Raw genomic sequence first — 13,797 nt, 5'->3', positions numbered from 1 at the left:
ATGAACGGAGATTTAAAATATCAATACGCACGATTAAATATTGCAGAAAAATTAATAGCTATTAATGTGGTTATTTTTTTACTTAATTTAATTTTGGTTAATCTTTTTAGATTACCAAATATTGTAAACTGGTTTAGCTTGCCAGAAAATATTGGTGATTTTATACTTCAACCTTGGTCTATAGTTACTTATTCTTTTTTTCATAGTGGTTTGGGGCATATTTTTTGGAATATGCTAATGCTTTACTTTTTTGGAAGAACATTTTTAAATTTATTTGATGCCAAAAAGTTTTTAAATGTATACTTCTTAGGCGTAATAGTAGGCGGATTTTTGTTTATGATAGGCTATAATACAATACCTGCTTTGTTAAATCAGAATGGCGTATTAATAGGTGCTTCTGCAGGTGTTACTGCAATTTTAATTTATGTATGTACTTACTTGCCTAACCAAACAGTGCGTTTGCTAATAATTGATTTAAAATTATGGCACTTGGGTGTTATTATTGTAGTTTTAGATTTAGTAAGGTTGTCTACAGGACAAAATGTAGGCGGAATGCTTAGTCATTTAGGAGGTGCTGCTCTGGGTTATTTTTATGCTAAACAACTAATGAATGGTAAAGATATAGGTGCAGGTTTTGGTAGATTTATGGATAGTATTGCTAATTTATTTAAGAAAGATAAAAAAGCCCCTATGAAAACCGTTTACAGAAATACTAAGACCAAATCAACAACAAGTACAAATGCAACTGTTAGTTTAGATCGAAAAAAAGCAGATAAACAACGTAAAATTGATGCTATTTTAGATAAAATTAGCAAATCTGGATACGAGAGTTTGTCTAAAGAAGAAAAAGATTTTTTATTTATAGCAGGTAAAGAGGACTAGTGAAAAAGCAATCTTTTTTTTACAGAATTGTATTTGTTCTCAATTATTTGTTTGCATTACTGTTATGTGTCTCGTACTTGGCACCATTTGTATCAGTAAAAATACTACCTTTTTTATCGGTTTTTAGTTTGTCGCTACCGTTATTAGTGTTTGTAAATATTCTTTTTTGTATGTTTTGGTTGTTGGCCAAAAATATGCGCATATTACTTTCTGCAACTGTACTAATTTTAGGTTACTTTTTGGTAGACTCATTTATAAAATTTAATTTTTCTGAAGTAGAAACTTTACATAAAAATACTTTAAAAGTAATGAGTTATAATACTAGAGGATTTAATAAATATGAGTGGTCTAGTGATAAATCTCTTGGTGATAAGATTATTGATTTTGTTTTAAAAGAAGATCCAGATATTATCTGTTTTCAGGAGTTTAGTAGAATTCGGTACCACCAATTAAAGCATAGGTATAAATATAATTATGTAGCACCAGGGTTCTATGTAAACAAAGTAAACCAAGCAATATATTCTAAATTTCCTATAGTTAATATGGGAGAGTTACCGTTTAAGCATACAAATAACATTGCGAGCTTTGCAGATATACTTTATAAAAATGATACAATAAGAGTTTATAATTTACATTTAGAGTCTTTAAAGGTAGTGCCAGATATGGAGACAATTTCTAATGAGGAGTCTTCTAAATTATACGGGAGAATTACTAATTCTTTTAAAAAGCAGCAAGACCAAGCTACAATAGTAGAAGAGCATGTAAAGGCAACGCCATATAAAACTATTATTTGCGGAGATTTTAATAACAATCAATATTCTAATGTTTACCGCATTATTAAAGGAGATTTGCAAGATACTTTTAATGAAAAAGGAGTTGCTTACGGAAGAACTTATAATTTTAAATATTATCCTGTTCGCATAGATTTTATTTTAGCTAGTAAAAATTTTGAGGTTACAGCACATAAAAATTATAATATTAAATTATCAGACCATTTTCCTGTAATGGCTAGTTTTAACCTAAGCGTTAATAAATAAACAGTCTACAAAATCTGCTAGCATATGTAGTAGTAATGCTATTCCAAAAATTCTTGTTTTTTTTAAAAATAAAAAGGAGGTGTAAATGCCCATTGCCCAATAGGTATGTAAGGGGTGAAAGTTTAAGCTACACCTGTTAGCTTCAAAAATAGGTGTGGCTAGTAAGTGGTCTACATCTATTAAGATGGCTGCTAAAAGTATTATTATAGCTCTTGTGCGCTGTTCTTTATAAAAGAAATAGCCAATAATAATGGGCACAATAAAATGTATGCCATAATGCAAACAGAACCTAAGCATTTTTAAATGCTATACTATGGTTTTGTAAATAAGTAAGGGCATTAGTCCCCTCATTAAATAACAAATCTAAAATGCTACAGTTTTCTATAAAACCATTGCGGTCATCAAATACCTGAAAGTAGTTTTGTTGTTTAAAGTCTATTTTGTTTTTAGATGATATTAAAAAACGACCATCTGTAAAATTGGTAGGTTCTTTTTCAAATACTGTAGTTTTTTCTTGTGGCATATCAATTTGTAAACAATCACAAATTAGAGCGGTAGTTTCTAAATTTAAATCTAGTAAAAAATTGTGTTTTTTTTCAAAAAAAGGAGCAATTTCATCTTCATAAAATTCAAAAAAAGCAGATGTTCTATAGGCTGTTTCGAGCGTTCTCCAATGTTGTCTTTGCCAAGCATAGTCATTTTCTACTTTAACATCTTTGTACTTCTGCTTTCCTTTATCTTTACCAACGTGTTTTATGGGTATGTTTAGCATATGCTTACCAACATCCGCAGATATATATGATCTGTTTCTAAAAGTTTGTTTTTGATAGTTATCACTTACTTCCCAACATACGTTATTGTTTGCTATAGCAATAAAATTTGCAATATTTAAAAAATATCCAGGATGTAGTAAAATAGACATTAAATTTATATTTACAGTTTAAATACGATGCTCTTTTAGCTGGTTTGTTATTACATTAAGCGTTTAAAGAAATATAAACTTTTATGTAATTCAAAACCTTTAGTTGTATTTACCAAAGTTAAACTGGCATTCCTAATTAGTTTTCTTCTTCTTTTTTCTAAAGTAGTCAAAAACAAAATAAGCTACTAACGCAATAAGAAAGTATTTTAAATATGATACTGGTTCTCCAGAGCCACCAACAGTGGTAAAAAATCGGTTCCAACGAGGTTTCCAGTTCGCAAAACCATCATTAATACCATCTATACTCATCCAAATAAATACTGGTTTACCTACAATATGGTTCTCTGGTACAAAGCCCCAGTATCTACTATCTTCAGATTGGTGTCTGTTATCACCCATCATCCAAAAATAATCTTGCTTAAAAGTATACTTGTCTGCTACACTACCGTTTATAGTGATTTGGTTGCCAGCTTGTGCAAGAGTATTGCCTTCATACTCAGTTATTATTTTTTTGTAAAGCGGCAAGTTTTTAGCGTTCAAGTTAATTGTGGCACCAGCTTTAGGAATGTAAATAGGGCCTAAGTTATCTTCTGTTCCTGCTAAATTAGCATTTTGAGGAAATATTTTTGTAGACGGTTTTTTAAAGCTAAATTTAGTAACACTTTCTACAGCTGTTAATTTCTGAATCTTTTTAGCTTCTGCCTCAGTAAGGTTAAAAAGGTTCATATTTCTTACGTCTTCAGCTTTTAAATAGTTTTTTATTTTATCACTGGCAAAACTTCCTGTGTAATAAACATAAGCAGAATCTTGTTTTATTTCATCTAAACTAGTGCCTTTTTCCATTAGTTCTGGCACATTGTTTTTTTGTAAAACCTCTTTAGGTATGCGTGTAGTATAGCCAGTAAAGTTTTTTCTTCCTAAAACGTTAAGTACATTATTGTCTAAAGGGTTTTTAGTAGTTACTACGTGAAAAAACATCGGTTTAGCTCTATCTGGTAAAATTGTTTTTTTCTCGTTAATGTGTACATAGCCATCTATAACAGAGATGGTATCACCAGGTACGCCAACACAACGTTTAACGTAGTTAGATTTTTTGTCTATTGGTTTTTTAACGCCTTTTTCTTTTACAAAAAATTGTCTTACTGTATCTGCTGGCCAGCTAAAAACAACAATATCATTTCTTTTTATTTTTTGAAAACCAGGAAGCCTAAAATAAGGTAATTGAGGTTTGTTTAAGTACGATTTTAGTCCTACAACAGGTAATGTATCATGTACCATAGGAGCGGCAACTGTAGTCATAGGTGTGCGTGCTCCGTAATGAAACTTACTTACAAACAGAAAATCACCAACTAAAAGCGTTTTTTCTAATGATGAAGTAGGAATAACATATGGCTGTATAAAGTATGTGTGCACAAAAGTTGCAGCAACAATAGCAAAAACAATAGAACTTACCCATTCTCCCAATCCTGTAGTAGGGTGTAGGCTTCTGTCTTCTATATATTTAACATCTAATGCGTAGTTTACATAATAAATGTAAAACCCAAGTGTTAGTATCACTAACCAAGTGTCTGCTAGGCTGTTTTTACCATAACTTCTTATGGTTTCTACCCATATAACAGGAAACATTAAAAGGTTTATTATAGGTATAAATAAAAGAATTACCCACCATTTTGGTCTTCTAATAATTTGCATTAAAACAATAGCATTGTAAACAGGTACTGCTGCTTCCCAAGCTTTTCTACCAGCTTTTACATATAATTTCCACGTTCCTAAAAAGTGTATTACTTGTATAATTAGGATAAAAATGATCCACTGAGTTATATTCATTTTCTAAATTTATAATTTAAATCTACTGTTGTCTTAAATAGTAATTATTTAAAACTAAATTATTTTTTGCAAAACCCTGTATTTACAGTTGTTTTTTAACTTTTAATTAAGCTCCAGAACATCTTTCATAGAAAAAACACCAGTTTTACCTGCAATCCACTCAGCAGCTATAACTGCACCTAAAGCAAAGCCTTCTCTGTTGTGTGCAGTATGTGTAATGTCTATACTATCTACTTTGCTATTGTAGCTTACAGTATGTGTACCTGGTACTTCTGGTATTCTTTTAGCTACTATAGGTATGTGGTTTTCGTCAGCGTTATTAAGTTGCCAGCCTTTGTATTTAGAGTGTTCTAATACGCCCTCAGCAAGTGTAATTGCCGTTCCGCTAGGGGCATCTAATTTTTTTGTGTGATGAATTTCTTCCATAGTAACATTGTATTGCTCTAAAGACTTCATCATTTTAGCCAAGTAGCTATTTAACTCAAAAAAGATATTAACGCCTAAGCTAAAGTTAGATGCATAAATAAAAGCACCTTGCTTTTGCTTGCATAACGTAACAGCTTCATCGTATCTGTTTAACCAACCAGTAGTGCCAGAAATAATAGGAGTGTTGTTGTGTATACATTTTTCAATATTGCTAAAAGCAGCATCTGGTAAGCTAAAGTCTATAGCAACATCTATATTAGAAAAGTCTATTTCTGTAGTGTCTGCATCAATTTTAGCAACAATAGTATGGTTTCTGTTAATGGCTATTTGTTCTATCATTTTGCCCATTCTTCCGTAACCGAACAAAGCTATATTCATACTTAAAATTTTATTTGTAGTGCAAAACCATAATTAGGATCTGCTGTAATAGTGTTGTATTCTAAATAAGGTTTAATGTTAAAGCTAAGGTTGTCATCAACATTAAATTGTCTTAAATGAGCTTTTACATTGGCTTCAATAATATTTAAAGCATAAAGTCCAATTGTAATTAGTAGTGATAAATCTCTGTCTTCTTGGTAGCGTTCTTGTGCTCTTTGTAAGTCATCATCATCTAATCTAGGGTTTCCAGGATCTATTTCTTGTCCATTAAAGGCATAAAACTCATCATCCATAAAACCAGCTTTTCTTCTTTTAAAGGCATCTCTTGTTCTATTGTATTGCTTATTGTTAAAACTGTATGCATATACACCAGTACCTATTGCAGCGTAGACCAAAGGAACTTTCCAAACGTCTCCGTTATAAACTTGTCCTAAACCTGGTAATACTGCAGAATAAAAAGCTGCTTTACTTGGTTCTAAAGGGTCTATTCTTTCGTTTTTACTAATAAAAGCATCGTTTACAAGTACACCTTTTCCTTTTAAGTCTTCAGCAATAGAATCTTTTTCTTGTTTAGGCTTTTCTAGTTCTTGAGACCAGCATAAAGCAACAAAAAAACCAAAAAATAGTATAGTAGTTAGGTTTTTAAGCACCAGTAATTAATTTTTTTAGTCTGTCAAAATCCTCTGCAGAAGTAAACGAAATTGTAATTTTTCCTTTTCCTTTTTCTGAAGCTGTAACCGCTACTTTAGCAGCCAAATGCTTTTCTATTTTGGCAGAACCTTCTTTTACAAAATCTGGAGATTTAGCAGCTTTTTTTGCCGTAGGTTTTGCAGGCTTACCACCTTCTTGGTGCTCTTTTACAGCTTTTTCAGTTTCTCTTACAGATAAATTATTAGCTACAATTTTCTCGTACAAATCTATCTGATCAGATTTTTTTTCAATATTTATTAATGCTCTACCGTGCCCCATACTAACAAAACCGTCTCTAATACCAGTTTGTATAATAGGATCTAATTTTAAAAGACGTAAATAGTTTGTTATGGTAGATCTTTTTTTACCAACACGCTCGCTCATTTTTTCTTGAGTAAGTTGTATTTCGTCTATTAATCTTTGGTAGGATAATGCTATTTCTATAGGATCTAAGTCTTGCCTTTGGATGTTTTCTACCAAAGCCATTTCTAAAGACTCTTGGTCGTTAGCAATTCTTATGTATGCAGGTATAGTTTCTAAGCCCAGTAATTTAGATGCTCTAAATCTACGTTCTCCAGAAACAAGTTGGTACTTGTTAAATTCTAATTTACGTACAGTAATAGGCTGTATAACACCTAGTTCTTTTATAGATGTAGAAAGTTCTACTAAAGCTTCTTCGTTAAAATGAGATCTTGGCTGAAAAGGGTTAACTTCTATTAGATCTAAATCTAATTCAATTATATTACCAACAACCTTGTCTGCATTTTTATCATCAGCAGAATTAATATCATTTTCAGGATCTTTTAGTAAGGCAGATAAACCTCTACCAAGAGCCTGTTTTTTTGTTGCTTTCGCCATTATACTTTCTCCTTATTTTTTTTCATTATTTCGTTCGCCAAATTTAAGTAATTGGCAGCACCTTTACTACTGGCATCGTACTTAATAATGCTTTCTCCGTAACTAGGAGCTTCGCTTAGTCTAACGTTTCGTTGTATAATAGTATCAAAAACCATTTCCGAAAAATGTTTTTTAACTTCTTCTACTACTTGGTTAGATAGTCTTAATCTAGAATCAAACATAGTAAGTAATAAGCCTTCAATGTCTAACTCTGGATTGTGAATTTTCTGTACACTTTTAATTGTGTTTAACAATTTGCCAAGTCCTTCTAACGCAAAATATTCGCATTGTATAGGTATTACAACAGAGTCTGATGCTGTTAGGGCATTTAGTGTTAAAAGTCCTAAGGAAGGAGCACAATCTATAAGAATATAATCGTACTTATCTTTAAGTTCACCAATTGCTTTACGCATCATATACTCCCGTTGTTCCTTGTCTACCAATTCTATCTCAATTGCAACTAAGTCAATATGAGACGGAATTAAATCTACATTTGGAGAAGTGGTAGACATAATTGTTTCAGAAGCAGATTTGGTGTGCTCTAACAATTCATACGTACCAACTTCAACACTCTCAACATCTATACCTAAGCCAGAAGTTGCGTTTGCTTGGGGGTCTGCATCTATAAGCAATACTTTTTTCTCTAGTACGCCTAAAGAAGCTGCAAGATTAACAGAGGTGGTTGTTTTTCCAACTCCACCTTTTTGGTTAGCTATGGCTATTATTTTGCCCATTGTCATAGTAAGTTTAGTGAGGCTAAAAATACACTTTTTTACGACTATATAAAACCGAAGTTGTTAATAGTTTGTAAATAAAAAGCAGCTGTGGGCAGCTGCTTTTGTTTTTATAGTGCCAAAATTACAGTTAAATTTTAATTTTTTAACTCATTTTCAGCACATTTTATTTTAAATGTATTGTAAAATTTATGCCATTAAAATTTCTAAAATTTGAATAGCTGCATCACTAATTTTTGTTCCAGGTCCAAAAACTGCAACTGCACCAGCGTCAAACAAAAATTGATAGTCCTGTTTAGGCACTACACCACCAACAATTACCATTATATCTTCTCTGCCGTGTTTTTTAAGTTCTTTAATAACTGCAGGTACAAGAGTTTTATGACCAGCAGCTAATGAGGAAACACCTAATATATGTACATCATTTTCTACGGCTTGTTTGGCAGCTTCTTCTGGTGTTTGAAAAAGTGGACCTATATCTACATCAAAACCTAAGTCTGCGTAACCAGTTGCAACTACTTTTGCACCACGATCATGACCATCTTGTCCCATTTTAGCAACCATTATTCTTGGTCTTCTTCCTTCGGTTTCTGCAAACGCATCTGCCATTGCTAAAGCTTTTTTAAAGCTTTCATCATTTTTAATTTCTTTAGAGTACACGCCTGTAAATGATTGTATTTTTGCTTTATGTCTGCCAAAAACAGTTTCTAAAGCGTCACTAATTTCGCCTAATGTAGCTCTGTGTTTGGCAGCTTCTACAGCTAAAGCTAATAAATTTTTAGAAGCATTGTTATTTTCGCTGTTATTTTTACTCTCCTGCGCTGCTTTTGTTAAGTTGGCTAATGCAGTATTAACTAACTTAGTATTTCTAGTGGCTTTAATATGCTCAAGCCTTTCTACTTGTTGTTTGCGTACTTGCTCATTGTCAACCTCTAAAATATGTAAGTCATCTTCATTCTCTAGTTGGTATTTATTTACACCAACAATTACATCTTCATTACTATCTATACGAGCTTGTTTTTTAGCTGCAGCTTCTTCTATTCTCATTTTTGGTATACCAGCTTCAATAGCCTTGGTCATACCACCTAATTCTTCTACTTCTTCAATTAATTTCCAAGCTTTTTGCGCTATTTCTTCGGTTAATTTTTCTACATAATAGCTACCCGCCCAAGGATCTACCGTTTTTGTAATCTTGGTTTCTTCTTGCAAATAAATTTGTGTATTACGGGCAATTCTTGCCGAAAAATCTGTTGGTAACGCAATTGCTTCGTCTAATGCATTGGTATGTAAACTTTGTGTGCCACCAAATGCAGCAGCAGCTGCTTCTATTGTGGTTCGGGCTACATTGTTAAACGGGTCTTGTTCTGTTAAGCTCCAACCACTAGTTTGGCAATGTGTACGCAGGGCTAAAGATTTTGCATTTTTAGGATTAAATTGTTTTACTAATTTGGCCCATAACATACGACCAGCACGTAGTTTTGCAATTTCCATAAAATGGTTCATGCCAATAGCCCAGAAAAAAGATAGGCGAGGAGCAAAACTATCTATATCCATCCCAGTTTTTAGTCCTGTTTTTATATATTCTAAACCATCTGCTAAGGTGTAAGCTAGCTCTATATCTGCTGTTGCGCCAGCTTCTTGCATGTGGTAACCAGATATACTTATGCTATTAAATTTTGGCATAAACTTACTGGTATACTCAAAAATATCTGCTATAATTTGCATAGATGGTGTAGGCGGGTAAATATATGTATTACGCACCATAAACTCTTTTAAAATATCGTTTTGGATAGTACCAGCCAATTGCTCTAGACCAACACCTTGCTCTTGAGCTGCAACAATATAAAACGCTAAAATGGGTAAAACAGCACCATTCATAGTCATAGAAACCGACATTTTATCTAGGGGAATACCACCAAATAAAATTTTCATATCCTCAACAGAGTCAATTGCAACACCAGCTTTACCAACATCTCCAACAACACGTTTATGGTCACTGTCATACCCTCTGTGTGTAGGCAAATCAAAAGCCACAGACAATCCTTTTTGTCCTGCAGCTAAATTACGCCTGTAAAAAGCATTACTTTCTTCTGCAGTAGAAAAACCAGCATATTGTCTTATTGTCCATGGTCTGCGCACGTACATAGTAGAGTATGGACCGCGTAAGTTTGGAGCCAAACCAGCAGCAAAGTTTACATGTTCTACATCATCTATATCTTGTTTAGTATATGTTTTTTTTACAGGAATACCTTCTGCAGTGTTAAAAATAGAAGTATCAGATTTTTTAGCACTGTCATCTGTATTTAGTTCTAAGTGTTGTAAATCTTTTCTACTCATCTTTTAATCTGTTTTGTTCTAAGGTTTCTGCCAATCTTTTTTCAATAATTGGCTCTATAAGTGTTTTACGGGCATTTGTTTTTACAAAAGGGTATAACTCTAAGTCTTCCTTAATTTTATCTTCTTTGTTCTGATATTTGTTTGTGCCAACCAAAACTTCTTTTTCTTCATTAAAAAGTGCTTGTTCTTTAGCTGCACTTTCTTTTATTTTTTTCTGTATTTGATGAGATTTTAAATTTGATAAAAACCCGCCTGTTGTTTCTATAGATTTAAAAAGTTCTAATGCCTTTTCTGCTAATTGTTGGGTAATAGACTCTATATAGTACGCACCATCTGCTGGGTTATTTACTACATCTAAATAGCTTTCCTTTTTTAAAATAAGTAATTGATTGCGTGCAATACGCTCTCCAAACTCATTGTCTTTATGGTAAATAGCATCATAAGCTAAGTTGTAAATTGTATTTGCCCCTCCTATACTGGCAGCCATACATTCTGTAGTTGTACGTAGCATATTAACGTTATAGTCGTACAAAGTTTTATTACGTTTACTTGGTACTGCTAAAATAAAACAGTCTGCATTTGTGTTGTATTCTGCAGCTAATGTTTTCCATAATAAACGTAAAGCTCTAAGCTTTGCAATTTCAAAAAAGTAGTTGCCAGAAATACTTACGGTAAATGTAAAGTTAGGAATGGTGCAACTTTTAAAATGATTTAAATACTCATTAGCATGTGCCATAGCGTAAGCTAACTGTTGTACCATTGTTGCACCTGCATTTTGGTATGTGCTAACGTTTACACCTATAGTATTTTTGGCATTGGTGATTTCTGTAATTTTGTCTAATTCTTGGTGGTCTGTTGCAAGATTATGATACCAATTACCAGAACTTACTAAGTTACCAATTATGTCTACATTATAATGTACGTTAACTGTTTTGTCTTTGGTAAAATCTTCAACTTGTTTAATATATTCTGAAGATAAAAACTGAAAGAAAAAATAAACTGTTTTATTCTCAAGATTGATGTTTTTTAAAAGTAAGTCAATCTTAATTTTATCATTTGGAATTGTAAAAATTAAATCTTCTGCACCTCTTTCTAAAGCATTTAATGCTTTCTGGTTAGAAGCAATTTCGTTTTGCACAAATATAGCCTGACCAATATTCCAGTCCGGACTTGCGATATTTATGGTTTTTCTATCTAAATCATCAGTGTTGTAAAATGGTTTAACCTTTATATTTTCTGGAGACTCCCAAACTAATGTGTCATTATAATCTGCACCCTTTAAATCTACCTGAATTTTTTGTTTCCATTCTTTGGTAGTCACTTCAGAAAAATCATTAAATAATTTAGTTTTACTCATCTTCTTTAGTTTTTAGGCTGTCTTGGTATTCTATTAAATAAATTTCTTCGTCTTTCTTTTTAAGAAAGTATTGTTCACGTGCAAATTTTTCTAACTCTTTGGGGTCGCTTAGCTTTTCAATAATTTTTTTGTCTCTAGCTATCTCATCTTTTAAGTATTCTTTTTGCTTTTCTAAACTTTCAATTTGGTTTTGCAATTCGTTGTGAATAAAGAGCGAGTTTGTATCAAAAAAAATCATCCAAATAACAAAAACGGTGAGTACTAGCACATACATATTTGTAGCTATACCAAACCATTTTTTATTTCTAAGCTTTTTAAATATCATCTAAAAGTTACACTAATTTTTCGTTTATAATGGTACGTACAATATCTATAGCTACTGTATTGTGCTTGTTGTTAGGTATAATAATATCTGCATACTCTTTACTAGGTTCTATAAACTCTGCATGCATTGGTTTAATAGTGCTTTGGTATTTTTCTAGGGTTTCATCTAAATTCCAACCACGCTCGTTAACATCTCTTTTTATACGTCTAATTAAGCGTTCATCAGAATCTGCGTGTACAAAAATTTTAATATCCATCATTTTTCTAATTTCAGGATCTGTCATAATTAGAATACCTTCTACAATTACCACTTTTCTTGGTTCTGTAGGTACGGTTTCATCTGTTCTGTTACACTCTAAAAAAGAATATACAGGTTGTTGTATTGTGTTTCCCTTTTTTAATTCTTCTAAATGCTGCTTTAGCAATTTAAAATCAATAGAAAGAGGGTGGTCAAAATTTGTTTTTCTTCTTTCTTCTAAAGGTAAATGAGAAAGATCATTGTAGTAAGAGTCTTGAGAAATTACGCATACTTCATCATCTGGTAATTCATTAATAATCTGGTTTACAACAGTTGTTTTTCCGCAACCAGTACCACCAGCTATCCCAATTATTAACATAAATTTAATTTTTTTTGTCAAAAATACAATTTTGCTATTATATATTTTTGATTATTACGTTTAGTGTTGATTTTATTACGTTAAATGCACTTACTTTAACTTAAAATTAAATGCTCTTAGCCTGTTATTTTAAAGCAAGTAAGTTACTTTTGCAGGATGCAAAAAAACTCTTCAAAAAAACAATTTGAATTTGTAGCCCTTATGGCATCTTTAATGTCTATAGTTGCTTTAACAATAGATGCTTTATTGCCTGCAATTTCTCATATAGGAGAAGCTATAAATAGTGTAGATCCAACAAAAAATCAGATGTTAATTACAATGATATTTTTAGGGTTGGGAGTAGGGCAATTGTTTTTTGGACCATTATCAGACAGTTACGGTAGAAAACCAATTGTGTATACCGGTTTTGCAATTTTTACTTTAGCTAGTATTGTTTGTGTAAATGCAACTTCTTTAGAGGTAATGGTTGTTGGTCGTATTTTTCAGGGTATTGGGTTGTCTGCACCCAGAACCATTACCATTTCTATAATTAGAGATATGTATAAAGGAGATTATATGGCAAAAATTATGTCTTTTGTAACCGCCTTTTTTATTTTGGTACCTGTTATAGCTCCAGCGGTTGGTAAAACCGTATTAAATATGTACAATTGGCAAGCTATATTTTATGTGCAATTATTTTTTGCTTTAGTAGTGTCTATTTGGTTTTGGAAACGACAAAAAGAAACATTAAAACCGGAGTTTAAAATTCCTTTTAAGGCTTCTATATTTTTAGACGGATTAAAAGAGTTTGTTAAGCATAAAGAAACGATAGCCTTTACCTTAATATCTGGTTTAATTACAGGTGCATTTTTAGTTTATTTAAGTGCAGCACAACATATTTTTGAAGATCAGTTTAATTTGGTAAATGAGTTTCCATACATTTTTGCAGGTTTGGCGGTATCTATAGGTTCTGCAACTTTTTTAAACGGAACATTGGTTTTGCGTTTTGGTATGCGTAAACTAATATTTATAGCACTAAGTTTATTTTGTGCAATTAGTATAACATATTCACTCTTATTTTTTGGAAGTGCAAATCCACCTTTACCCGTTTTAATAGGTTTTTTAGCCATACAATTCTTTTGCTTAGGTTTTATTTGGGGTAATTCTAGATCTGTAGCTATGGAGCCCATTGGCCATATTGCTGGTGTTGGTGCTGCAATTAATGGTTTTGTGTCTACGGTAATATCTATACCAATTGCAACATTAATTGGTAGTTATGTAAATGATACAGTACTCCCATTATTTATAGGCTTAGCCGTTTGTGGTAGCTTGTCTCTTTTTATATTTATGTTAATTAAAAAAACGAGAACAGCAGCTTTGTCTAAATAAG

At 32.1% G+C, this 13,797-nt stretch carries 15 protein-coding genes; 3 read left to right on the top strand and 12 right to left on the bottom strand.

The window, feature by feature from the left end; genetic code table 11:
* Complete coding sequence (locus tag PBN93_RS01260) at positions 1–882, top strand: rhomboid family intramembrane serine protease (protein ID WP_077398683.1); 882 nt, start codon at positions 1–3, stop codon at positions 880–882.
* 43 nt (positions 883–925) lie between these two features.
* Here the strand turns inward: PBN93_RS01260 and PBN93_RS01255 are convergent, their stop codons facing one another.
* A complete protein-coding gene (locus PBN93_RS01255) occupies positions 926–1,084 on the bottom strand; it encodes a hypothetical protein (RefSeq protein ID WP_271081226.1) in 159 nt (52 codons plus the stop codon).
* Here PBN93_RS01255 and PBN93_RS01250 point away from each other — a divergent pair.
* Positions 1,077–1,919 (top strand): endonuclease/exonuclease/phosphatase family protein, encoded by an 843-nt coding sequence (locus PBN93_RS01250; RefSeq protein WP_271081225.1) that lies wholly within the window; start codon positions 1,077–1,079, stop codon positions 1,917–1,919. The genes PBN93_RS01255 and PBN93_RS01250 overlap by 8 nt on opposite strands.
* Here PBN93_RS01250 and PBN93_RS01245 read toward each other — a convergent pair.
* From PBN93_RS01245 to udk, 11 genes are all read right to left on the bottom strand, one after another.
* Positions 1,902–2,216, bottom strand: coding sequence for a DUF6122 family protein (locus PBN93_RS01245; RefSeq protein ID WP_077398679.1), 315 nt, complete (start codon positions 2,214–2,216; stop codon positions 1,902–1,904). The two genes, PBN93_RS01250 and PBN93_RS01245, sit on opposite strands and share 18 nt — an antisense overlap.
* Complete coding sequence (locus tag PBN93_RS01240) at positions 2,209–2,841, bottom strand: WbqC family protein (RefSeq protein ID WP_077398677.1); 633 nt, start codon at positions 2,839–2,841, stop codon at positions 2,209–2,211. The genes PBN93_RS01245 and PBN93_RS01240 overlap by 8 nt, the downstream gene beginning before the upstream one ends.
* 132 nt (positions 2,842–2,973) lie before the next feature.
* A complete protein-coding gene (gene lepB / locus PBN93_RS01235; RefSeq protein ID WP_077398675.1) occupies positions 2,974–4,668 on the bottom strand; it encodes a signal peptidase I in 1,695 nt (564 codons plus the stop codon).
* 102 nt (positions 4,669–4,770) lie between these two features.
* Positions 4,771–5,472, bottom strand: a complete 702-nt coding sequence (gene dapB / locus PBN93_RS01230; RefSeq protein WP_077398673.1) for a 4-hydroxy-tetrahydrodipicolinate reductase — start codon at positions 5,470–5,472, stop codon at positions 4,771–4,773.
* A gap of 2 nt (positions 5,473–5,474) precedes the next feature.
* Positions 5,475–6,122, bottom strand: coding sequence for a DUF5683 domain-containing protein (locus tag PBN93_RS01225; protein ID WP_077398671.1), 648 nt, complete (start codon positions 6,120–6,122; stop codon positions 5,475–5,477).
* Positions 6,115–7,020 carry a ParB/RepB/Spo0J family partition protein gene (locus tag PBN93_RS01220; RefSeq protein WP_077398669.1) on the bottom strand — a complete coding sequence of 302 codons (906 nt, stop codon included), beginning with the start codon at positions 7,018–7,020 and terminating at the stop codon, positions 6,115–6,117. The genes PBN93_RS01225 and PBN93_RS01220 overlap by 8 nt, the downstream gene beginning before the upstream one ends.
* Positions 7,020–7,793, bottom strand: coding sequence for a ParA family protein (locus PBN93_RS01215; protein WP_013619830.1), 774 nt, complete (start codon positions 7,791–7,793; stop codon positions 7,020–7,022). Before PBN93_RS01215 ends, PBN93_RS01220 begins: the two co-directional genes overlap by 1 nt.
* Positions 7,794–7,982: 189 nt before the next feature.
* Positions 7,983–10,130, bottom strand: a complete 2,148-nt coding sequence (gene scpA, locus PBN93_RS01210) for a methylmalonyl-CoA mutase (protein ID WP_271081224.1) — start codon at positions 10,128–10,130, stop codon at positions 7,983–7,985.
* A complete protein-coding gene (locus PBN93_RS01205) occupies positions 10,123–11,487 on the bottom strand; it encodes a methylmalonyl-CoA mutase subunit beta (protein ID WP_271081223.1) in 1,365 nt (454 codons plus the stop codon). Before PBN93_RS01205 ends, scpA begins: the two co-directional genes overlap by 8 nt.
* Positions 11,480–11,812 carry an FtsB family cell division protein gene (locus PBN93_RS01200; protein WP_077398663.1) on the bottom strand — a complete coding sequence of 111 codons (333 nt, stop codon included), beginning with the start codon at positions 11,810–11,812 and terminating at the stop codon, positions 11,480–11,482. The genes PBN93_RS01205 and PBN93_RS01200 overlap by 8 nt, the downstream gene beginning before the upstream one ends.
* A gap of 7 nt (positions 11,813–11,819) precedes the next feature.
* Positions 11,820–12,428, bottom strand: a complete 609-nt coding sequence (gene udk, locus PBN93_RS01195) for a uridine kinase (RefSeq protein WP_077398781.1) — start codon at positions 12,426–12,428, stop codon at positions 11,820–11,822.
* Between the two features lie 126 nt (positions 12,429–12,554).
* Between udk and PBN93_RS01190 the strand changes: the two genes are divergently transcribed.
* Positions 12,555–13,796 carry a multidrug effflux MFS transporter gene (locus PBN93_RS01190; protein WP_262487727.1) on the top strand — a complete coding sequence of 414 codons (1,242 nt, stop codon included), beginning with the start codon at positions 12,555–12,557 and terminating at the stop codon, positions 13,794–13,796.
* The last annotated feature ends 1 nt before the right edge of the window (position 13,797 follow it).

The organism is Cellulophaga omnivescoria, from assembly GCF_027915275.1.
Taxonomy (GTDB): Bacteria; Bacteroidota; Bacteroidia; order Flavobacteriales; family Flavobacteriaceae; genus Cellulophaga; species Cellulophaga omnivescoria.
Note: the sequence above shows the minus strand (reverse complement) of the source record. Positions and strands in the feature narration are given on the sequence as shown.